The organism is Pseudomonas sp. ASL7 (assembly GCF_056680375.1).
The window spans coordinates 3,815,108-3,835,830 of sequence record NZ_CM155279.1; the positions used below are offsets into that span (position 1 = coordinate 3,815,108).

Here is a 20,723-nt window from a genome sequence, read left to right on the forward strand (position 1 = left end):
CCATGGACGGAGTACCCCGCATGTTCTCAGCGCTCCACTTGAGCCGCTTTCGCCTGTCGGCGCTTTCGCTGATCGCCACCGCATTAACCCTTGCCGCCTGCAATGTTCCGTCCTCTTCGACATTGCCGGTCGCGCCGGAAATCGCCTCGGGTTACCGCACCGACCTGGTCACGCAGCACGCTACGAAACACATGGCGGCAGCGGCTAATCCTTTGGCAGCCGAGGCCGGGCGAGAAATGCTGCGTCTGGGCGGCTCAGCGATTGATGCCGCGATTGCGATGCAAGCGGTGTTGACCCTGGTCGAGCCGCAATCCTCCGGCATTGGGGGCGGTGCGTTGATCGTGCTGTGGGATGGCAAACAGGTGCGTACTTACGATGGCCGTGAAACTGCACCGGCCGGTGCCACCGAGAAGCTTCTCCTGCAGGCCGACGGCAAACCGATGCCGTTCACCCAGGCGCAGATTGGTGGCCGTTCGGTGGGAACTCCGGGCGTGTTACGAGCACTTGAGCTGGCCCATCAGAAACACGGTCGGTTGCCATGGGCGAAGCTGTTCGAACCGGCCATCAAACTGGCGGAAGAAGGATTCGCCATCTCGCCACGCCTTCACCAGTTGATCGCCTCGGACTCGTCCATGCGACGCTCGCCAGACATGATGGCTTATTTCCTCGATGCGGATGGCAGCCCGAAAGCCGTCGGCACGCTACTGAAAAACCCGGCACTGGCCGCAGTCCTGAAACGCATCGCCATCGAAGGGCCTGATGCGTTTTACCAAGGCCCCATCGCCCAGGAGATCGTCACCAAGGTGACGGGCCACTCCAACCCCGGCAGCCTGTCGCTGAACGACCTCAAAGGTTACAGCGCCAAGGAGCGCGCGCCGCTGTGCACCGACTACAAACGCTGGCAGGTGTGCGGCATGCCGCCTCCGTCATCAGGCGGGATCGCTGTGGCGCAGATCCTCGGCATGCTGGAATCGTTGGAGACTCGCGACAAACGCTTTGACCTGGCACCGCTCAAACCGATCAAGACTGACGCCCCTGCAGGCATCGAACCGCCCGCTGAGGCCGTACACCTGATCTCTGAAGCCGAGCGCCTGGCCTACGCCGATCGCGCACAGTACGTGGCCGACACGGACTTCGTGCCCGTCCCCGTCAAAGGCCTGGTGGACCCGACGTATCTGGCGAGCCGCGCAGGGCTGATCGGCGACCGCAGCATGGGCATCGCCAAGCCCGGCAACCCGCCGGGCATTCAGGTGGCTTACGCGCCGGATCGCTCCCCCCTGCGGATCTCTACCTCACAAGTGGTGGCGGTCGATGACCAGGGCGGTGCCGTGTCCATGACCACCACCATCGAATCCGCGTTCGGCTCGCACTTGATGGTCCAGGGCTTTGTGCTCAACAACCAGATGACCGACTTTTCGTTCATTCCCGAAGAAAACGGGCAAAAGGTCGCCAACCGCGTAGAACCCGGCAAACGCCCACGCTCGTCTATGGCCCCCACCCTGATCTTCGACCGCCAGAGCGGCGAATTCCTCGCCACCCTCGGCTCGCCGGGTGGCTCGCAGATCATCGAATACGTTGCCAAATCCACCATTGGCCTGCTCGACTGGAACCTCGACCCACAAACCGCTATCCGCCTGCCCAACTTCGGCAGCCGCAACGGCCCGACCGAGCTGGAGCGAGGGCAGTTCAGCCCTGCACTGATTCAGGCCCTAAAGGACAAAGGGCACAGCGTGGACGAGATCGACATGACCAGCGGCACCCAGGCGATTGTTCGGGTGACGGATGCGCAAGGGAAAGCGTCATTGGCGGGCGGGGCGGATCCGCGGCGTGAGGGGGAAGCGTTGGGGGATTGAGTCTTACGTTGAGTGGAAAGGGCTTACCGGGAGGTAGGCCTTTTTTTATGAAAAAAAATACTGATCGGCCCGGTCGCGCAGTCTTTTCCTACCCGCAAATGACTGCTTCCCGGATAGAGTTCGGGGATCAGTTTCCCAATTTCCGAGTCAGCCCCTGCTCATCAAATCGGCAATCAACACACTTGATACAGAAGTCGAACTCACGTCCCCGCACATCGGACACGCCTTCACAGACTTGCATCAGTCCCACCGCGGGACTAGGATCACCCAATGAGAATCATCGCTATCAGTCAACTGAAAAGGTTTTGGGAGAAATACCCCGATTCGGAACAGTCCTTTCTGGCCTGGATGGACGAGGCTAGAAATGCTGAGTGGAAAATGCCAGCGGACATAAAAGCGCACTTTGCTAGCGCCAGTATTCTCAAAAGCCGTAGAGTCGTGTTCAACATCAAAGGCAATGACTTTCGGTTGGTAGTCGCTGTGGCGTATCGCTTCGGCGCCGTATACATAAAATTTGTCGGCACTCACAAGCAGTACGACGCTATCGACGCTGATACCGTCGAGATGGAGTAACCCATGAACATTCGTCCGATTCACACCGACGACGACTACCGTGCAGCCCTCAAGGATGTGTCAGCACTCTTCGACAACGAACCAGAGCCTGGCACCCCTGAAGGTGATCACTTCGACATCATGATCACGCTTATCGAAGCCTATGAATCGAAGCAGTTTCCAGTGGATCTGCCCAATCCGATTGACGCGATAAAGTTTCGTATGGAGCAGTCCGGCTTGTCTGCGGCTGACCTGGCACCCGCTATTGGACGTACAAACCGGGTCTACGAAGTGCTCAATGGCAAACGCGCACTGACACTCCCGATGATTTGGAAGCTTCATGATTTATTCGGGATACCAGCAGAAAGTCTGATCAAGCCCGTGAAGCAGGCTTGATCAGGTATAAGCCAACGCCTGAAATCAAACCGGCACACCCAAAATAATGTGAGACGCCTTGATCACCGCCGTCGCGCTCACGCCAGGCGCCAGGCCCAGTTCTGCTACAGCCTGACGCGTCACGATCGAATAGACCTCGGTGCCGCCGTCGAGCTCGATGACGACTTCGGCGTTCACTGAGCCGTCGATGACGCTGGTGACTTTGCCGGCCAGGCAGTTGCGCGCCGAGAGACGAATGTCGCTGGATTCGGTCATCAGCATGACCCACGGCGCCTTGACCAGCGCGACCGCTTCCTTGCCGACCGCCATGCCGAGGTTCTTCACGCTTTCCATGGTCACCACGGCCACCAGCTCATTGCCGCCGGGCAGTTTCAGCGAGACTTCGGCGTTGACCGCACCTGGCTGCAATTGACTGATGGTGCCTTTGAATACATTACGTGCACTGACTTTCATGACGTTATCGCCTCGAATAATGACTTTTCGTTAGAAACTATCGAGAGTTCTTCAGCGCCTGCCGTGCCTTGTGCTTCTCCAGCGCCAGGTCGATCAAACGGCTGACCAGCTCGCTGTAACTCATGCCGGTGGCCTGCCACAGCTTGGGGTACATGCTGATGCGAGTGAAGCCTGGTAGCGAATTGATTTCGTTAATCAGCACTTCGCCGCTGTCGGTCAGGAATACATCGACCCGGGCCAACACGGAACAGCCCAGAACTTGAAACGCTACGACGGCCATGGCGCGAATGCGTTCGCTCGCATCGACGCTGGTATTAGCCGGGTTCTGGAAGGCCAGTTGCGCATCGACTTTCGCGATGGCCACGTTTTGGTGGGCGCCGGCGAAATGTATGGGGTGCCAAAGGGCGTCGAGCACAAGCCGTTCGCCGGGCAAGAGGTGAAACTGCTGCTGATCGAACCCAAGGGTGTCTTGAACACCGGCAGTGAAGTTGGCGACCGCACCGCGCAAAATGACCTGTGGGTGTGAACAGCAGCCGGCTTACACCTGCAAGGTTTTGCCATCCACAGGATCGCCAATCTTCAAGAAATGCCCGCCGGCCACATGGTGCAAGGTACGCAATGCGTCTTGCCCTTCGAAGTGCCAGCGGCCTTCGCTGAACACGCGTTCGTCTGCCTGAGCGGCAATCACTTCGGCCAGGAACAGATCGTACTGCTGGTGATTGCCCGGCTCCGGCAGCAGCCGGCATTCCAGCCAGGCGACGCAGCCTTCGAGCATCGGCGCATCGATCAACTCGCCACTGAAGGTTTGCAAGCCATAGACCTGGAACTTGTCCCGACCTTGGCCCTGAGTCAATTCAAGGCCGGATGTCGAACCGACTGTTTGCACAATATCGGCCTGGGCCGCGCAGGGTACGTTCAGCACGAACGTACCGGAGCCTTCCAGCAGCTGCCGGGTCCAGGTGGACTTATCCAGCACCACGGCAATTTTCGGGGGTTCGAAGTCCAGCGGCATGGCCCAGGCGGCGGCCATGATATTGCGTTGGCCATCATGGGCCGCGCTGACCAGCACGGTCGGCCCGTGATTGAGCAGGCGATAAGCCTTGGACAACGGAACCGGACGGCGATAGGAAACGCTCATGGATGTCTGCTCCTTGGAAAAGAGCCGATTGTAGCGATATCCGCCCGGATGGCATCAACTCGCCAACTGATTGGCAAACTGCCCCACCGCGTTCACCACTTTCTGCGCCCCGTCCTGAATTTCGACGATCACCGTGCCGGCCTCTGCTGCCAACGCCAGGCCTTGTTCAGCCTGAAGCTTGCCGTCGGTAATCAGGGCCACGGCGTTGCGGGCCATTTCCTGATTCTGGCGCACTACGCCGACAATTTCATCGGTGGCCTGGCTGGTGCGTGATGCCAGTTGCCGGACCTCGTCCGCCACTACGGCAAAACCACGCCCCTGTTCGCCCGCCCGAGCCGCTTCGATGGCCGCATTGAGCGCCAGCAAGTTGGTTTGTTCGGCAATGCCGCTGATGGTTTTAACGATGGTGCCGATCACCAGTGATTGCTCGTTAAGGGCTTCGATACCTTCACCGGCGGTTTGCATATGCTTTGCAAGATCTCGCAGCACATTCACCGCTTGTGTGACCACGGCGTTACCACGCTGAGCACTACTGTCGGTTTGTTGTGAAGTGCTGTAGGCAATGTTGGCCGCTTCGGCGACGGCCTGTTCCTGCTTGACCTGGTCGCTAATCACCGTGGCGAATTTCACCACTTTGTAGAGCTTGTTGTTGGCATCGGTCACCGGGTTGTAGGACGCCTCCAGCCAGACCGTACGGCCGTGGCTGTCGACGCGTTTGAAACGGCCGGCCACATATTCACCGGCGTTCAAGCGCTGCCAGAAGTGTTGATACTCGGCGCTGTTGTGCTCCTGCGGCTCGCAGAACGTTCGGTGATGTTTACCCTTGATCTGCGCCAGGCTGTAACCCATGCCGCTGAGGAACCGATCGTTGGCCGTCAACACCTGACCATCAAGATCGAACTCGATCACCGCGGTCGAGCGCACCAGCGCGCCGATCAGGTTCTCGTGCTCACGGGACGCCTCAATGGTGCGGGTCAGGTCGCTGGAGTAAATCGCGAAGTGCCTGATCCGGCCGTCCGCCGACCGCACCGGCTGCACGATCGAGCGCAGCCAGGCTTCCTGGCCATTACCACGCAACAAACGCACCGCACCGGCGAAGTGCTCGCCACGGGTCAGCGAGGCCTTGAAGCGGTGATGGAACTCGTCCGATTTCACATGGGCCGGGACGATGTCTTCGAGGTGTCGGCCGATCAGGTCATTGCTTTTGTAAAGCATCTCGCCGATGAAGTTTTGGTTGACCGACTGAATCCGTCCATCGGGATCGAGGGTCAGGACCAGCATCTCGCTTTCCAGACTTTCCTTCACTTGCTGAAGGCTGGAGAGTTCTTCGCGAAGAGCCGACAACTCTTGCTTCAAGCGTTTGTTGAACATTGGGAGCACCGATGGACAGGGATAGAAAGCGGAATGCAGCCTAGCCATCGGCTTTGGAAATATTTTCTGAAGAGCGTTTGCGGTTTGTCCTACAAAAATAAATGGAGGCAGGCACTTCGCTGCCTTGAATCAGATCGCGCCAGCCGCTGAGCACCTTCCGACGTTCGGCATCCGGGCGCCAAAATACGCGGCACTGCCCACGCCTACCACCCCCATCGCTGCGCAGAAAATCACGCAGATCCAAGGACTCCACGGCATCAGACCGATCAGCAACAGCGGCGTGACACTCGCCCATGCGGCGTAGGCAATGTTGTAAGTGAAGGAAATGCCGGAGACACGAATCCGCGCAGGGAACAGGCTGACCATCACCGACGGCACCGCGCCAACCACCCCGCAACTGAGGCCGGCAATCGAGTACGCCAGGCCGATCCAGCTGCCGCCGATAATCAAGCAGGTATACAGCACGCCGATACCCAACGGCAGCAGCAGGCTATAAAGCATTACCGTGCGCCATGCGCCGATACGATCGACCAACAACCCGGCGAGCACGCAGCCAATATTCAGAAAAACGATGCCCAAGGCACTGAGTGCGAAGGTGTGACCCGCGGTCATGCCGAAGGTTTTCTGCATCATGGTCGGGGTGATCACCACGAACACCACCACCGCCGATGTCAGCACGCAAGTGAGGATCATCGCTGGCAGCATTGCCAGGCGATGTTCACGCAAGACTGTGCGCAATGGCAGTTCGACAGCGGCGTCGCGCTGCGCCTGCATGGCCATGAACACCGGGGTTTCGCTGAGCCAGCGACGCAGCCAGACGCCGATCACGCCAAACACGCCGCCCAACAGGAACGGATAACGCCAGGCGTAATCAAGGATTTCGGCCGGCGTGAACACCTGTGTCAGAAACGTCGCCGTCAATGCGCCGATCAAATACCCAAAGGTCAGCCCCGCTTGCAAAAAGCCCAAGGCGTAGCCGCGATGGCCGACCGGTGCGTGCTCGGCGACAAACACCCAGGCGCTGGGCACTTCACCACCAACCGCCGCGCCCTGGAGGATTCGCAGCGCTAACAGCAGCAGCGGCGCGAAATAACCTATTTGCGCGTAGGTCGGCATGATGCCGATCAGCAGGCACGGCAGTGCCATCATCAGGATGCTCAGGCTGAAGACCTTCTTGCGCCCCAGTCTGTCGGCGAAATGCGCCATCAGAATTCCACCCAGTGGCCGCGCCAGGTAGCCGGTGGCAAAGATCCCGAAGCTTTGCAGTAGCCGCAGCCACTCGGGCATTTGCGGTGGGAAGAACAACTGGCTGAGGGTCAGGGCAAAAAATACGAAAATGATGAAGTCGTAGATTTCCAACGCCCCGCCGAGGGCGGCGAGCCCCAGGGTTTTGTAGTCCGAGCGGTTGAATGGCGCCGGGGGCGAATCGGTGTTGGCAGTCATGAAGAATAACTCTGGCATCGGCAAAAAAACCAAGGCGCCCATGGTCTACGCAAACGTGTCCACGGACAACCCGTTAGACCTTAGTCCCATACGCCCAAAACAGCGCCGCAAAAAGCATCCTATTGTTTTACTGTTGGCAGCTGTCCAAATGGGCCTTTGCCGCCAATGCATTGTAGGAGCGAGCTTGCTCGCGATGGTCGTTAACGATGACGCGTGTTTACTGGCTAAACACGGCGCTCTGAAGTCCATCGCGAGCAAGCTCGCTCCTACAGCCCCTGAAGACCACAATAAACATAAGAATTAGAGGTACTCCCGTGGCCGCTGAGATCGAAGATAGCCGCTATGCCCGCTTTGCCCTGCGCTGCTCAAGCTTTGCCGAACGCTGGTTCCCCGACTCCTGGGTGTTTGCCGCACTGGCGGTGATCATCGTCGCATTGGCCACCATGGCCATGGGCGCCAAACCCACCGACGCCGCCATGGCGTTCGGCGACGGGTTCTGGAGCCTGATCCCGTTCACCATGCAGATGGCGTTCGTGGTGATCGGTGGCTATGTGGTCGCCAGTTCGCCACCGGCAGTGAAATTGATTGATCGCTTGGCGCGCATCCCGAAGAACGGCCGCTCCGCCGTGGCCTGGGTGGCGCTGATTTCCATGGTCGCGTCGCTGCTGAACTGGGGCTTATCGCTGGTATTCGGCGGTTTGCTGGTGCGCGCCCTCGCCCGCCGCACCGATCTGAAAATGGATTACCGCGCTGCCGGTGCTGCCGCGTATCTCGGGCTTGGCGCCGTGTGGGCCTTGGGCCTGTCGTCGTCCGCCGCGCAACTACAGGCCAACCCGGCCAGTCTGCCGCCGTCGATTCTGTCGATCACCGGCGTCATTCCCTTCACCCAAACGATTTTTCTCTGGCAGTCCGGTGTGATGTTGCTGGCGCTGATCATCATCTCGTTGATCATTGCCTACGCTACCGCCCCCGGCCCGAATACAGCGCGTGATGCCAAAGCGTGTGGCATCGACCCCAGTTTCAACCTACCGCCGTTGCAACCGCGCACCCGCCCCGGCGAATGGCTGGAACACAGCCCGCTTCTGACGATTCTGCTGGTGTTGCTGGCCGCCGGCTGGTTGTTTCATGAGTTCTCGACCAAACCGGCGATCAGTGCCATTTCGGGCCTGAACACCTACAATTTCCTGTTCCTGATGCTCGGCGCGTTGCTGCACTGGCGCCCACGCAGCTTCCTCGACGCCGTGGCCCGCGCGGTGCCGACCACCACTGGCGTGTTGATCCAGTTTCCGCTGTACGGCTCGATCGCTGCGCTGATGACCACCGTCAAAGGCGCTGACGCTCAAACCCTGGCACACCACATCTCGAGCTTCTTCGTCAGCATCGCGTCCCACGACACCTATGCGCTGCTGATGGGTGTGTACTCGGCCATCCTGGGTTTCTTCATCCCGTCCGGCGGCGGTAAATGGATCATTGAAGCGCCGTATGTGATGCAAGTGGCCACCGACCTCAAGTACCACTTGGGTTGGGCCGTGCAAATCTACAACGCCGCCGAAGCCCTGCCGAACCTGATCAACCCGTTTTACATGTTGCCGCTGCTCGGTGTGCTGGGGTTGAAGGCGCGGGACTTGATCGGGTTTTCGTTCGTGCAACTGCTGGTGCACACGCCGCTGGTGCTGTTCCTGCTGTGGGCGTTGGGGACGACGCTGACGTATACGGCGCCAGTGATGCCGTAACTGAAGTTGATTGCACCTGCTGTGGAGCAGGTGCAATCAGGTTTTCTCGGTCATATGGCCGAGCCTGCTCAAGCACCTGTTGGCTAAATTTCAAGGAAGATCCCCTGGCGTCAGCAGATCAACACTTACGCCCAGCAAATCTTCAAGCTCGACTTGAAGTCCGCCGAGATCAAAAAGTGTGGCGCCGGGCAGAGCATCTACCAGCAGGTCAAGGTCATCTTTACCAGGTTCGGTATCGCGCCAGTCTGGCGGCGCCTGAGGATGGTAAACACCGCACACCGTGACAGGATGCGTGCCGGCCATCGCAGTGTCAGCCAATCGAAACTCTCGTGTAACCTCCACGCCACATCGCGCTGCTAGCGTTCAGCAGCAATATATTGCAACAACTTTGCAAGGCAGGAGTCGGAATGAACGACGAAAAAGACGGAAGCGACATCCCCTCCCCCGAAGACGATCAACCCACCGATACCAGCCGTCGCCGTTTCCTCGGTAGCGTTGCGGTATTGGGTGTAGGCGCTACCTTAAGCGCTTGCGGCCCCCATGGTGATGAACCGGGAAAACCGGCTGAACGAGCACTGACGCCAACCGAACTGGATAAAGCCCTGCGCGAGCAGGTGAAAAACGTCGTGGTGATCTACGGCGAAAACCGCAGCTTCAACAACCTGTTTGCGGATTTCCCCGGCATCGAAAACCCGCTGTCCGCGATCAAACCCGAGCAATACCTGCAACGCGACCGCGACGGCAGCGTGCTGTCGGGCCTGCCGCCGGTATGGGGTGGCGTGAACCAGGTCGGCCCGCAAACCCTTGATGGCGTGATTTATCCCGCCGGTACGCAGTTTCAGGAACATCTGCCCAATGCCCCGTTCGCCCTCAAGGGGCCACAAGGCGAAGACTTGCCCCTGAGCCTGGTCACTCGCGACCTGTGGCATGTGTTCTATCAAAACCAGATGCAGATCAACGGCGGCAAGAACGATCACTTTGTGGCATGGGCCGATTCCGGCGCCCTGACGTTCGGCCATTACGCCCAGACCCGGTACTCGCTGCGCTTGTGGGATGTCGCCAAAGAATTCGTCCTGTGCGATAACTTTTTCCAGGGCGCGTTCGGCGGTTCGTACCTGAACCATCAATATCTGATCAGTGCCCAGGTGCCGTTTTATCCGGATGCCGCCAACTCGGTGGCCAAGTCGCAGATCGCCACACTGCAGAGCGATGATCCGACCGATACGCGCCTCAAGCCGTTGGCCCAGTCGCCCACCAGCGCCATGACCGGCCCGCCGCAATTCGGCCCGAGCCTGCTGACTCCCGACGGCTATGCTGTGAACACCATGGCTCCCCCTTACTGGCCGACCTGGATCCGCGATCCCGAGCGCCCGGACTACGCCAAAGCCGATTTGCCCAGCGTGCTTGTCCCACAAACACACGAACATATCGGCGACAAGCTCTCGAAGAAAAACGTCGACTGGGCGTGGTACGGCGGCGCATGGCAAGCCACGATCGATGAGTACAAGGATTCGGGAGCCATTCCGAAAATTCCGAATTTCCAGTACCACCATCAGCCGTTCAATTACTTCAAACGCCAAGGCCCGGAGAACCCGGTGGAACGCAGCAAACGGCTGCGCGATGGCGGTTTGGGCGATGAGTCGAGCACCAACAAGTTCCTGGCCGATGCCGAAGCCGGCAAGCTGCCAGCGGTGACGTTCTACAAACCCCAGGGCAACTTGAACATGCACGCGGGCTACGCCGACGTAGCGTCTGGCGACCGGCACATCGTCCGCGCGCTGAAGGTTTTGCAGCAGAGCCCGCAATGGAAAAACATGGTGGTGGTGATCGCGGTCGATGAAAACGGCGGCTGGTGGGATCACGTTGCTCCGCCCAAAGGCGATCGCTGGGGCCCGGGGACGCGTATCCCGGCGCTGGTCATTTCACCGTTCTCGCGCAAGGGCACGGTGGACCATACGGTCTACGACACGGCTTCGATCCTGCGGCTGATCACTCGGGTGTTCCAACTGGAGACACTCGACGGGATCAAACTGCGCGATGAGGCGATGATTGCCCGTGGCCAACAGCCAATGGGGGATTTGACCAATGCCTTGCATTTCACGAGCTGACTGAAGATGGCATCGCCCCTTGCCGAAGGGGCGAATGACTGCAACTGGATTGGTCTTACAAACAGGTTCGGTGTTGCCTGACACAACGCCAGGTAACGTCCTATCTTCAATGCATAAAACACCGCGTTAGACTTCGACGGAGCAGTCAATTTCTGTTCAATAAAACTGCATTAACCAAGGACGAACAAGTAAATGCCTTTAATATCGAAATCGCTGGAAGAAATGATTAATGAAATCTACCAGGATGGCAGAGTTTCATTCGTTGAATATAAAGCCCTGCGCGAGGATGCCGACAGACGCATGGACGCTGTCATTCGTGAGTTTGGTCACCATAACAATGTGACGGCTTTTCAAAAAGCAATGGATGTCGCCATGCAGTTACTGCAGTCGGCAATTATCGATGCAAAGAAAGCCAAACTGACCGACACCGGCGAGGCCATCGTTAAAGACGCTGTTGTTGCCCAAGTGGAATACTTGCGCGCAGGAAGTGATTTGGCCTTACGCCTACTGTAACGCCACGGCCATGAGCCGGTCCGCCGCATAAGTGCGGCGGGCTACCTGCCGGGATTCAACATTGAAACCGTCGACCGCCCATCATAAGAAATCTGTTTCATACCACTTCTTTGTCTCCCCCTGCTGATCCAGTATGACGCTCATTCCCATTCGGGGACCCATCGCTGAAAAGGATCTGAGCATGTTCAAACTCGCAGGACTCACCCTTGCCGCCCTCACCCTGAGCACCACCGCCCACGCCGATGTCGACCTGAAGCTGGGCAACACTGAACGCGTCACGCGCCTGTTTGCCTTCCCCAACAACTGCAACGTGATCTGTTTTCGCAACTGGACGCTGGAACAGACCGTCGAGCATTACCTGACCCAAAGCGTGCAACGCGATGGCTACAGCGAAGCGAAGGTTCTGGTCAAAACCGATAACGATCAGCTCTACGCCGAAATCAGCGGCGTGCCCAAGAGTTATGAAAAACCGTTGGCAGCGCTGCTCGATGCCGGCGACCTGGCCTACACCGGTGCCAGCAAACTGAATGCCGATGGCAAGTGGGCCTACAACTGGTATCTGTTCCTGCCATTGGGCATGGCGCTGGAAAACCGCAAAAGCGTTGAACTGTTGCACTTCCCACCGGATTACTCGTTGACCCAGGCACAGGATTATCTCAGGTCTGCCACCACCGATCGTTGGGCCACGCTGCTCACCGACAACGGCATCCCCGCAGACCAGACGCCGGGCTACTAGACCATCATCGACATCGCACCGATTGCCGCGCCATCCAGTGCCGGCAAGGATCTGGAAGGGGTCTACGACTACTTCAAGGACTATCAGACCTCCATGGTCAAGGACGTCAGCCAGAACGCCAGCGGTGCCGCGTTACCGATGGTCGCCTTCGGCGCGCCGGTGCGTAACTGGATCAAACAGCAATACGGTCCGACCGTGAACGTGTTGGGTCTGGCCACGATCAGTCCAAGTACAGGGGTGAACGTGCCGGTGCTGGGTTCCAACCACCCAAGCTACATCTGGTACGCCGCCGACCCCGCGACCTACACCGGTGAAGATGCACAGGCCAAGGCCGACGACGCTGGCTTGAAAGTCATGGGGCAGGATTTGAGCGCCGCGTGCTGGCAGGCCGGTATGGGCAGCAAACCGGGCACTGACCCTCAAGTTCAGCTGAAAAGCTGCACCCAGACCTGGCAAGTGACCCAAAAAGAAAAGACCTGCGAGTTGTTCTACACCTCGATCCGCAACATGACGCCCGACCAAGCCGCGGCCAAGTGCGCGACGCCACCGATCAAGTCCAAACTCAAACAGCTCAAGGCCCCGGCACCCGCGACCGCGATGCCTTCTCCGCACCTGTAGACGATGCATGACTTTCCCGCGTGGGCGATGGCTGACGCGGGAAAGCGTCTGTGCTGAAAGGCTCTACAACTTCTCGACCGGACGCAAGCGGTATTGCGGCGGCAGTTGCTCGAAACCGCTGATGGTCGTGTTCAGGCTCTTCCAGCGGCCATCCTTGATGCCGTAGATGCAACCGTGGATCGACAGCTTCTGCCCACGATGCCAGGCGTTTTGCACAATGCTGGTGTGGCCGACGTTGGCCACCTGCTGGATCACGTTGAATTCGCAGAGGCGGTCGACCCGCTCTTCTTCGGTCGGCAACTGGGCCAGTTCTTCGCGCTTTTCGTAATAGAGATCACGAATCGAGCGCAGCCAGCCGTCGATCAGGCCCAGTTGGCGATCCTGCATCGAAGCGCGCACACCGCCGCAGCCGTAATGCCCGGTGACGAGGATATGTTTGACCTTGAGCACGTCCACCGCGTACTGGATCACCGACAGGCAGTTGAGGTCAGTGTGCAGCACCACGTTGGCCACATTGCGGTGTACAAACAAGTCGCCCGGCAGCATGCCGACAATCTCGTTCGCCGGCACACGGGCATCAGAGCAACCGATCCACAGGTATTCCGGCGTCTGCTGACGGGCCAGCTTGGCGAAGAAATCAGGATCTTCTTTGGTGATCGCGTCGGCCCAGCGCTCATTGTTATCAATCAGATCTTGTAATTCGTTCATACAATAAAGCCTCGATAATGGTGCGTTGCTTTGACAGACAACCGTCCGTCTGGGTCACGCGCGAGATGTAGATCCCCTGATGCCCCCAACGGCTGGCTGGCGCTCCATGCCGGTGGAATTCCCAGCAGTCCCGTGGGTCCACCGTAGTAAGGCCCACAGTATGAGGAATTACCATGACTGATTCACGACGTCCTTTCGATGCGGTGCAACCCGAGCCCATCGATGATAATGAAGACCGCATGGGATCGATGCATGAGCTGGATTTCGACGAGGAAGAACCCAGCGCCAAAATTGGCGATGAACTGACGACAACAGCGCGCGAGCGACTGATACCCCGCCATCGCGCGCGCGAAGCCGGCATGACCGGCGCCTCGACCGATGATCATGAGCCCACCGACGACGACATGAGCCCGGAAAACCTGATCCGCGAAGACGGTGCCCGGGATGCCCACGAAGCGGGTGAAGGCGGCCAGGCCGATTGGGATTTAAGCATCGTCGATGAAGACGACATTGGGGGTGGCAATGGGCTGGATGAGGCAGAGATGGCAGAGCGCGATTCGATAGACGGTAATCGCTGAACTAGAGGGCAGACCGTATCCCGCTATAGAAGCTGCCGAAGGCTGCGATCTTTTGTTGTCGCAAAATAGAAAGATCAAAAGATCGCAGCCTTCGGCAGCTCAGGGAACTGTGTTCAGTCGACGAGGGTGCAGGCCATGACCACTGCATCTTCCCGTCCGCCAACAGCAGGGTAATAGTCACGTCGACGCCCAATCTCGTTAAATCCATACCGCTCGTACAACCGAAACGCCGACCGATTACTGTCGCGCACTTCGAGAAAGCACTCCCGCGCCTGGGCCTTGTAGGCAATCGACATCAAATGCTCAAGCAATGTCAAACCCAGCCCGCGGCCTTGGTTTTCCGGTTTGACCGTGATGTTCAGCAGATGTGCTTCATCAAGAATGATCTGCACCACGCCATGGGCGACCTGCTGCTCGCCTTCGAACATGAGCCAGATCTGGTACTTGCCCAGCCCATCGAGAAAAATCCCGCGGGTCCAGGGATGGCTGTAGGCCGCATATTCAATTTTCAGGACAGCGTCCAGGTCCGCTTCGGTCATCGGGCGGAACGATACAGCCTCACTCATTCGATTCTTTCCAGCGCGCCATCAGCCGACGCATGGCTTGCCAGACATCAGCTTTACGCTGTGGCTCTTCCATTAATAATTCCAGACCCGGCAGGGCCCAGGCCGAGCCCAGGCCTTCGACCTGGAGTTCACGGTTGAACGATTCGGCGTTCGCCTCGCCGGCAAAACGCACCGCTGGCAGGCCGATCAGCCACACGCAAACGCAGGGAGCATCTTCCAGCCGGGCCGAGAGAAAACCTTGCACAAAGTCTCGAGCGGCTTCCGGGCCCTGGTCCATGGTGCCCCGAGCCAGCAGCGGCCAGCGCACCGGCTCGCCGATGATCTGCGGGCTGTCCGGCAGACCGGCTGCGCGCAGCATGTCCTTGAGCAGCAGATACGCGGGGTCGCGGGTCTGGAACGTTTCGCCTGTGGGTAACTCCACCAGCAGCAGGCAGCGGCCGGCGCGCAGTAATTGCAGGGCGAAACGCGGTGGCGGCACGACCGGCGCCTTGACCGCGACCGGCGCTTCCTCTTCTTCGACCTTGGCGTTCGTGCGTGTGCTGGCCAACGATGGCCGCGGGACCTCGATCTTCACCCGTTCCGCCGGCTTGATCACAGGGTCCACTGACGCTTCAGCCATCGGAGCCGGCGCCACCGGGGCGATGACCAATGGCTCGGGCATCTCCAGCAGCTCGGGGCGCGAGGGCGCGGCGAAGGGCAATTCGGTGCGCGGCAGCCAGTTGACCACCTGCATGGCGGTCAAATAAGCGCGGCGACGGGACTCGATAAGCAAGGGTCGGCCACTTGTGGATAACTAAAGTGCGGTGATTCTACCGCCCTTCGCTCAAGATCGCCCGCGCTGTTGATCGATAGACTTCACCGATAGTCTTTCCACCTATGAAAAATGGCGACAGCCCGTCCCGAGAGTGAAGCGCCGCGCCTTCGATGAAGTACAATCGCGGCTTTTAATCGCCAACCAGCCGGCCATTCCGATGATCGAACCCAAGCGCGTCTTGCGCGCCCTCGCTGAACACTGGGCACTTCTGGAGCCACTGTGCGAGCACTTCGACCAAGGCACCTTGAGCCTCAACGAACTGCGTTCACAGTTGGCCGCCCAGCAACTCGACAGTACGCCGCAGGACATCACCAGCCTGCTGGACGTGTGGATCCGCCTCGACATTCTGGTTCCCGTGGCGAAAAGCCCGAACCGTTTCGAGCTCAACGCGCAGATCCATGACTTCCTCGCTTACCTGCGCCGTGAGCACCGTCTGGGCCTGTGCCTGGAAATCGAAGCCTACTTGCGCCACCTCGAGCGCCTGGCCGGTTACATTCAGGACGCGTTCGACATCCGCGACGGCGACGACCTGGCGCGGCAGTTGCGCCTGCTCGACATGCGTGTGCGAGACGTTCTGAAGAAGCTGGCCAACGACGAACAGGCCCTGGTGGCCGTCGCTGAGCGTGCCAAGACCAGCGACCGGCAGATTCCGTTGCGTCAGCGTTACGCTGAAGTGCTGGCGACCTGGGATGAATACGTCGAGCCGATGATTCAGTTGGTGAACGCCGACGGCGCCTTCGAACAAGGCGTGCGCAAGGTCGAAAACGTCCTGCTGAAGATGCTCACCGAGCAGCAACGCCTCGGCCACCTGGTCGATGACGACATGCTGCTGCGCACCCACGCGCGCATCCTCGAAATGCAGACCAGCGCCCAGCTGACCCTGCGCCACGCCCGTGAATTGTTGCTGCCGCTGCGTGAAGAAGCCCGGCGCCACAACGCCGTGACCCGTGGCGCGGCGCTGGCGCTGGCGGCCATCCGCCGCAAAGGCATCGATGCGGTGCCGCAGGCCGCTATGCCGATGTTCACCCGCCCGCAAAGCACGTTCCTCGGCAGCGCCAGTCAGGTCGAGGCCTACGTGTACGCACTGGCCCGTTTCGAGCCGAAACCTGCGCGTTTCCCCAAGGCCCACAAGACTCAGAAAGGCGAAGCGCCGCGCGCGCCACGCACGGTTCGGGAAATGCTCGAGCGCTGCGAGGACGCCCTGCCGATGCCGGACCTGATGATCTGGCTGCTGGAACAGGAACCGGACGGCGCCACCGACGAATTACTTTATTGGTTCTCGCGCCTGTCGCGGGAAAAACGCTTCAAACGCGAGCGTCTGGAACGTCGCGACTACCACACTCACGAGCACCAGGTCAGCCTGCGCTCCTTCGCCCTGCTCTCGGCCGGCGACGACGCCGCCGAGAATTCTGCGAGCACTCCATATGCATCTTGATCTATCCGAACTATCCCAGCTGGCGCCGATCTTTCGCGAGCTGTTCAAGGGCTACCACGTCAGCCGCCGCGACCCGGAACTGTACGCACAACTGTCGAACTTCCAGGACCAGTACCGCACGCTGTTCAAGGCGCTGGGCTTTGAACTGGTCTGCGACACCCGCGGTTTCTACTACTTCGTCCCGGACCTCGCCGCGGCGGCGGTGAATAAAACCGCGCAACGTCTGGCGCTGTTCACCTTCATCCTCGTCGAGCATCTGGCCGATCAGGGCCGTGACCCGGTCGCCGTACTCGATGGTGGCAGCCTGGGCCGCGATGAATTGCCGTCGCTGCTGGAAAAGTACCGCGACCTGTTCATCCAGGCCGAAGTGCAGACCCAGGAAGAACTCGAAGAAAAAATCATGCGCCGCATGACCCAACTCGGTTTTGCCGGCGAAGAAAACGGTGTCTACCGTTTCCTGCCGCCGATGCACCGATTCCTCGATGTCTGCCTGTCGGTTCAGCAGGACCGCGATTTGGCGGCCAGCCTGCACAGCGTGCTACCGCTGCCGGTTCCGGTGTTGATCGATGACGACAGCGACGAAAAGCTGCTGCAAACCGATGATCCACTGGACCTTAGCGACTTCGAAGAAGAAAGCGAAGAAGACGCGATGGCCCGCGCCATTGCCGAAGAACAGGAGACCGACGCATGAGCAAGGAACGCTACGGCATTCGCCGCTTCGCCCTTTTGAACACCGCCGGCTACAGCCTCGGCCTGTTCCCGCTGGAAGAACCGCTGTCGGTCTACGGCGCGAACAACCTCGGTAAATCCGCGTCGATCAACGCCTTGCAGTTTCCGATTCTGGCGCGCATGTCGGACATGAGTTTCGGCAAGTACAGCCTGGAACAGTCCCGGCGCTTCTACTTCGCCTCAGACACCAGCTACATCCTCGTTGAAGTCTCGCTGCCCCACGGCCCGCACGTGATCGGCGTGGTCGGTCGCGGCCCGGGCGGTGGTTTCGGTCACCAGTTCTTTGCCTACGCCGGCAAACTGGACCTCGCCCACTATCAGAAAAACGACACCTGCCTGCGCCAGAAAGAGCTGTTCACCAACCTTGAGCGCGAAGGCCTGAAGGCCTACGAACTCAAACCGGATGAACTGCGTCGTTTGCTGGTCGGCGGTCACACCTCGATTCCGCTGGACTTGACGCTGATCCCGCTGCGCTCCACCAGTGAACAGAGCCTTAAGACTTTCCGCGCGTTGTTCATCAACCTGCTGCACATGCGCGAAATCACAGCGGCCAAGCTCAAGCAGCTGTTTCTCGATGCGTTCGAACACAGCCTGCGCTCCGGCAGTGTCGACTACATCGCCGCGTGCGAAGAAGCATTCCGCGATGTACGACGCATGGAGCAAGACTACAACTCGCTGGTCACCGCGGGCCCATTGGTCGAAGCCCTCGCGGCAGGCGTGACCCAGCGCAACATCCTGCGCGGCAAATTGCACCGGATCTCGCCTCTCCTCGATTCCTTGCTCGGCACCTGGTCGGACTACGCCAGTGCGCGCAAGGAAGAGCTGACGATTCAGGCCGAGCACTATCGCAACGAGCAGGACGCGTTGCAAAACGATCAACGCGGCGGCACTCAGGAGCTGATGCGTCTGGAGCGGGAAATCACCGGCATCCAGCGCTGGCTTGGCGAGCTGTCGGTGCTCAAGCATCGCTTCGCTTTAGTCGATGACGTCAAAGTCCTGGAGCAGCAACTGCTCGCCGCCAAGGACGCGCACGATGAGCTGGCCGGTGCGCTGGCGCAGTCGCGCCAATTCACCGCCGAGGATTTGGAAGAACGTCTGCGGGATCTGGAAAAACGCCTGAAGTCGGTCAAGCAACAACTCGATCACGCCGACAACAACAGCTACGCCCGCCTGCGCGAAGAATTTTCGCAACAGGATGTAGAGCGCCTGATGCGCCTGTTCAATAGTGCGTTGTTCAGCCTGCCGCTGGGCGAGCACGGGATTGCGCTGGACGAGGACGGTCAGTGGGTCAAATCCATGGAGCTGATCCTCGATGGCTTCAAGGGTGAGCGCTTCGAAGTGCCGGGCCTGTCCATCGACCTGTCGCACATCGAGCCTCCAGCGCTGCAAGCCTTGGCTGACCGCGCGGCATTGCGCGATCAGAAAGAGCGCCTGGACAAAGAGCTCAAGCAACTGAAAACCCAGCAAGCCGTTGCAGCGGACCGCGCGGCCAGCAAAACCCAGACCGAAGCGCTGTACCAGCAAGTGCTGGACGCGCAGAAAGCCCTGGAAGATTTCCGTCGGGCGCAAACCCTGAGCGCCGAGGAAGGCGACAAGCTGGAACAGCTGGCGCAAATGGAAGCCGCGCAGGATGAATTGAAGCGTTCCAGCGACGCCTTCACCGAACGTGTCCAGCAATTGTCGGCCAAGCTGCAACTGGTCGGCCGGCAGATCGGCGACATGGAGGCCAAGCAACGCACGCTCGACGACGCGCTGCGACGCCGTCAATTGTTGCCGGCAGACCTGCCCTTCGGTACCCCGTTCATGGACCCGATCGATGACTCCATGGACAATCTGCTGCCGCTGCTCAATGACTATCAGGACAGCTGGCAGGGGTTGCAGCGCAGCGATGGTCAGATCGAAGCGCTGTACGCTCAGGTCCGCCTCAAAGGCGTAGCCAAGTTCGACAGCGAAGACGATATGGAGCGTCGCCTGCAATTGTTGATCAACGCGTACGCGCACCGTACCGACGAAGCCCTGACCCTGGGCAAGGCGCGCCGTGCGGCAGTCACTGACATCGCTCGGACCCTGCGTAATATTCGTAGCGACTACGACAGCCTTGAGCACCAACTGGCGCTGTTCAACCGCGAGATCAACAAGCGTCAGGTCTCCAACCTGCAGAGTTTCCGTATCGTGCTAGCGCCGAACAAGGAGGCGCTCAAGCATATCGACCAGATCATCCACAGTGCCGGCCAGTACGAAGAAGGCGAAACCCTTTCCGTCTTCGACCTGAGCCAAAGCGCCGATCAGGACAACAAGAACGAAGAGGCCAAGGAGTATTTGGCACGGCTGGTGGCAGCGAACCACAACCAGCTCGGCCTCAAGGACTTGTTCGAGCTCGCGTTCGAAATCACCAAGGTCAACGGTCAGCCGGTGATTCACACCGACATCGATGGCGCCGCTTCCAACGGCACCACGATGACCATCAAAGCGCTCACCAACATGTACTTGTTGCTGCACTTGATGGACCGCGACCAGGCCGGCCGCGTGCGTCTGCCGTACTACCTCGACGAGGCGGCAGACATCGACGAAAAGAACCAGGCAGCCTTGCTGGAAACCAGCCTGCAACTGGGCTTCGTGCCGATCCTGGCGAGTGTGAAACCGCAGGTTTGCGCCAGTGTCGCCATCGACCTGGAAGGTGGCAGCGGGCCGAACGGGATCTACATCGACGAAGCGGACTGGAAGTACATTCGCCGTCACGATGAAGTGAAGCCGACCGTTGTTGTGCAGGCGGATGAGCCGGAGCTGGACGCGGTCTGATTCGCATTATTCAAAGGCCATGAAAAAGGCCGCGATCCAATGGATCGCGGCCTTTTTTGTGTGCTGACTTGAGACTTTCTGGGAACTTGAGGGCCCCTTCGCGAGCAGGCTCGCTCCCACATTTGATCGGTGTCGTACACGAATGCCATGATCGACATGGATTCAATGTGGGAGCGAGCC

Annotated in this window: 18 protein-coding genes and 4 pseudogenes; 12 read left to right on the forward strand and 10 right to left on the reverse strand. The window is 59.5% G+C overall.

Going from position 1 to position 20,723, the window contains the following annotated elements:
- The first annotated feature begins 20 nt into the window (after window positions 1-20).
- The 3 genes from ggt (at window position 21) to AC1MDT_RS17600 (ending at window position 2,801) form a co-directional block, all read left to right on the forward strand.
- On the forward strand, window positions 21-1,853 hold the full coding sequence (ggt, locus tag AC1MDT_RS17590) for a gamma-glutamyltransferase (RefSeq protein ID WP_480418288.1): 1,833 nt from the start codon (window positions 21-23) through the stop codon (window positions 1,851-1,853).
- Between the two features lie 270 nt (window positions 1,854-2,123).
- The gene (locus AC1MDT_RS17595) at window positions 2,124-2,426 is read left to right on the forward strand and encodes a type II toxin-antitoxin system HigB family toxin (RefSeq protein ID WP_201120522.1); all 303 of its coding nucleotides are present in this window, start codon (window positions 2,124-2,126) and stop codon (window positions 2,424-2,426) included.
- Between the two features lie 3 nt (window positions 2,427-2,429).
- Window positions 2,430-2,801, forward strand: coding sequence for a helix-turn-helix domain-containing protein (locus AC1MDT_RS17600; protein ID WP_480418289.1), 372 nt, complete (start codon window positions 2,430-2,432; stop codon window positions 2,799-2,801).
- A gap of 24 nt (window positions 2,802-2,825) precedes the next feature.
- On the opposite strand, the gene AC1MDT_RS17605 is transcribed toward AC1MDT_RS17600, so the two are convergent.
- Window positions 2,826-3,254 (reverse strand): TOBE domain-containing protein, encoded by a 429-nt coding sequence (locus AC1MDT_RS17605; RefSeq protein WP_480418290.1) that lies wholly within the window; start codon window positions 3,252-3,254, stop codon window positions 2,826-2,828.
- A gap of 37 nt (window positions 3,255-3,291) precedes the next feature.
- Window positions 3,292-3,576 (reverse strand): annotated as a pseudogene (locus AC1MDT_RS17610) (D-alanine--D-alanine ligase A); the annotation flags it as partial.
- Here AC1MDT_RS17610 and AC1MDT_RS17615 point away from each other — a divergent pair.
- Window positions 3,577-3,780, forward strand: a pseudogene (locus tag AC1MDT_RS17615) (cupin domain-containing protein); the annotation flags it as partial.
- Between the two features lie 12 nt (window positions 3,781-3,792).
- Here the strand turns inward: AC1MDT_RS17615 and AC1MDT_RS17620 are convergent.
- The 4 genes and pseudogenes from AC1MDT_RS17620 to AC1MDT_RS17635 all read right to left on the reverse strand — a co-directional run bounded on the left by AC1MDT_RS17620 (window position 3,793) and on the right by AC1MDT_RS17635 (window position 7,206).
- Window positions 3,793-4,392, reverse strand: coding sequence for a flavin reductase family protein (locus tag AC1MDT_RS17620; protein ID WP_480418291.1), 600 nt, complete (start codon window positions 4,390-4,392; stop codon window positions 3,793-3,795).
- 54 nt (window positions 4,393-4,446) lie between these two features.
- On the reverse strand, window positions 4,447-5,007 hold the full coding sequence (locus tag AC1MDT_RS17625; protein ID WP_480422822.1) for a methyl-accepting chemotaxis protein: 561 nt from the start codon (window positions 5,005-5,007) through the stop codon (window positions 4,447-4,449).
- Window positions 4,987-5,811 (reverse strand): annotated as a pseudogene (locus AC1MDT_RS17630) (PAS domain-containing protein); the annotation flags it as partial. The gene AC1MDT_RS17625 and the pseudogene AC1MDT_RS17630, both read right to left, overlap by 21 nt.
- An 81-nt stretch (window positions 5,812-5,892) precedes the next feature.
- On the reverse strand, window positions 5,893-7,206 hold the full coding sequence (locus tag AC1MDT_RS17635; RefSeq protein WP_480418292.1) for an MFS transporter: 1,314 nt from the start codon (window positions 7,204-7,206) through the stop codon (window positions 5,893-5,895).
- 314 nt (window positions 7,207-7,520) lie between these two features.
- On the opposite strand from AC1MDT_RS17635, the gene AC1MDT_RS17640 reads away from it, so the two are divergent.
- Window positions 7,521-8,939 (forward strand): short-chain fatty acid transporter, encoded by a 1,419-nt coding sequence (locus AC1MDT_RS17640; protein ID WP_480418293.1) that lies wholly within the window; start codon window positions 7,521-7,523, stop codon window positions 8,937-8,939.
- A 90-nt stretch (window positions 8,940-9,029) separates the two neighbouring features.
- Here AC1MDT_RS17640 and AC1MDT_RS17645 read toward each other — a convergent pair whose 3' ends face one another.
- Complete coding sequence (locus tag AC1MDT_RS17645) at window positions 9,030-9,257, reverse strand: hypothetical protein (protein ID WP_480418294.1); 228 nt, start codon at window positions 9,255-9,257, stop codon at window positions 9,030-9,032.
- An 89-nt stretch (window positions 9,258-9,346) separates the two neighbouring features.
- Here AC1MDT_RS17645 and AC1MDT_RS17650 point away from each other — a divergent pair, with 89 nt between their 5' ends.
- From AC1MDT_RS17650 to AC1MDT_RS17660, 3 genes and pseudogenes are all read left to right on the forward strand, one after another.
- Entirely contained in the window at window positions 9,347-11,047 is a 1,701-nt protein-coding gene (locus AC1MDT_RS17650; protein ID WP_480418295.1) for an acid phosphatase, read from the forward strand.
- A 192-nt stretch (window positions 11,048-11,239) separates the two neighbouring features.
- Complete coding sequence (locus AC1MDT_RS17655) at window positions 11,240-11,560, forward strand: hypothetical protein (RefSeq protein WP_480418296.1); 321 nt, start codon at window positions 11,240-11,242, stop codon at window positions 11,558-11,560.
- 181 nt (window positions 11,561-11,741) lie between these two features.
- Window positions 11,742-12,914: pseudogene (locus AC1MDT_RS17660) on the forward strand (hypothetical protein).
- A 63-nt stretch (window positions 12,915-12,977) separates the two neighbouring features.
- On the opposite strand, the gene can reads toward AC1MDT_RS17660, so the two are convergent.
- Window positions 12,978-13,622, reverse strand: coding sequence for a carbonate dehydratase (gene can, locus AC1MDT_RS17665; protein WP_480418297.1), 645 nt, complete (start codon window positions 13,620-13,622; stop codon window positions 12,978-12,980).
- Window positions 13,623-13,795: 173 nt separating this feature from the next.
- On the opposite strand from can, the gene AC1MDT_RS17670 reads away from it, so the two are divergent.
- A complete protein-coding gene (locus tag AC1MDT_RS17670) occupies window positions 13,796-14,200 on the forward strand; it encodes a serine kinase/phosphatase (RefSeq protein ID WP_480418298.1) in 405 nt (134 codons plus the stop codon).
- A gap of 113 nt (window positions 14,201-14,313) precedes the next feature.
- On the opposite strand, the gene rimI is transcribed toward AC1MDT_RS17670, so the two are convergent.
- Window positions 14,314-14,766, reverse strand: coding sequence for a ribosomal protein S18-alanine N-acetyltransferase (rimI, locus tag AC1MDT_RS17675; protein ID WP_480418299.1), 453 nt, complete (start codon window positions 14,764-14,766; stop codon window positions 14,314-14,316).
- Window positions 14,759-15,499: an energy transducer TonB gene (locus tag AC1MDT_RS17680; protein WP_480422823.1), complete on the reverse strand. Its 741-nt coding sequence runs from the start codon at window positions 15,497-15,499 to the stop codon at window positions 14,759-14,761. The genes rimI and AC1MDT_RS17680 overlap by 8 nt, the downstream gene beginning before the upstream one ends.
- A 238-nt stretch (window positions 15,500-15,737) precedes the next feature.
- On the opposite strand from AC1MDT_RS17680, the gene mksB reads away from it, so the two are divergent.
- From mksB to mksF, 3 genes are read left to right on the forward strand one after another with little or no spacing between them, the layout of a single operon-like run.
- The gene (gene mksB / locus AC1MDT_RS17685; protein WP_480418300.1) at window positions 15,738-17,015 is read left to right on the forward strand and encodes an Mks condensin complex protein MksB; all 1,278 of its coding nucleotides are present in this window, start codon (window positions 15,738-15,740) and stop codon (window positions 17,013-17,015) included.
- The gene (gene mksE / locus AC1MDT_RS17690; RefSeq protein WP_480418301.1) at window positions 17,005-17,706 is read left to right on the forward strand and encodes an Mks condensin complex protein MksE; all 702 of its coding nucleotides are present in this window, start codon (window positions 17,005-17,007) and stop codon (window positions 17,704-17,706) included. The genes mksB and mksE overlap by 11 nt, the downstream gene beginning before the upstream one ends.
- The gene (gene mksF, locus AC1MDT_RS17695; RefSeq protein ID WP_480418302.1) at window positions 17,703-20,543 is read left to right on the forward strand and encodes an Mks condensin complex protein MksF; all 2,841 of its coding nucleotides are present in this window, start codon (window positions 17,703-17,705) and stop codon (window positions 20,541-20,543) included. The genes mksE and mksF overlap by 4 nt, the downstream gene beginning before the upstream one ends.
- The last annotated feature ends 180 nt before the right edge of the window (window positions 20,544-20,723 follow it).

Excerpts from the sequence above, each read along its gene's own strand:
- AC1MDT_RS17680 (WP_480422823.1), bottom strand. The coding sequence starts at position 15,499 with ATGCAGGTGGTCAACTGGCTGCCGCGCACCGAATTGCCCTTCGCCGCG.
- AC1MDT_RS17670 (WP_480418298.1), top strand. The coding sequence starts at position 13,796 with ATGACTGATTCACGACGTCCTTTCGATGCGGTGCAACCCGAGCCCATC.
- AC1MDT_RS17655 (WP_480418296.1), top strand. The coding sequence starts at position 11,240 with ATGCCTTTAATATCGAAATCGCTGGAAGAAATGATTAATGAAATCTAC.
- mksF (WP_480418302.1), top strand. The coding sequence starts at position 17,703 with ATGAGCAAGGAACGCTACGGCATTCGCCGCTTCGCCCTTTTGAACACC.
- mksE (WP_480418301.1), top strand. The coding sequence starts at position 17,005 with ATGCATCTTGATCTATCCGAACTATCCCAGCTGGCGCCGATCTTTCGC.
- can (WP_480418297.1), bottom strand. The coding sequence starts at position 13,622 with ATGAACGAATTACAAGATCTGATTGATAACAATGAGCGCTGGGCCGAC.
- ggt (WP_480418288.1), top strand. The coding sequence starts at position 21 with ATGTTCTCAGCGCTCCACTTGAGCCGCTTTCGCCTGTCGGCGCTTTCG.
- AC1MDT_RS17620 (WP_480418291.1), bottom strand. The coding sequence starts at position 4,392 with ATGAGCGTTTCCTATCGCCGTCCGGTTCCGTTGTCCAAGGCTTATCGC.
- AC1MDT_RS17600 (WP_480418289.1), top strand. The coding sequence starts at position 2,430 with ATGAACATTCGTCCGATTCACACCGACGACGACTACCGTGCAGCCCTC.
- AC1MDT_RS17595 (WP_201120522.1), top strand. The coding sequence starts at position 2,124 with ATGAGAATCATCGCTATCAGTCAACTGAAAAGGTTTTGGGAGAAATAC.
- AC1MDT_RS17605 (WP_480418290.1), bottom strand. The coding sequence starts at position 3,254 with ATGAAAGTCAGTGCACGTAATGTATTCAAAGGCACCATCAGTCAATTG.
- AC1MDT_RS17635 (WP_480418292.1), bottom strand. The coding sequence starts at position 7,206 with ATGACTGCCAACACCGATTCGCCCCCGGCGCCATTCAACCGCTCGGAC.
- mksB (WP_480418300.1), top strand. The coding sequence starts at position 15,738 with ATGATCGAACCCAAGCGCGTCTTGCGCGCCCTCGCTGAACACTGGGCA.
- rimI (WP_480418299.1), bottom strand. The coding sequence starts at position 14,766 with ATGAGTGAGGCTGTATCGTTCCGCCCGATGACCGAAGCGGACCTGGAC.
- AC1MDT_RS17650 (WP_480418295.1), top strand. The coding sequence starts at position 9,347 with ATGAACGACGAAAAAGACGGAAGCGACATCCCCTCCCCCGAAGACGAT.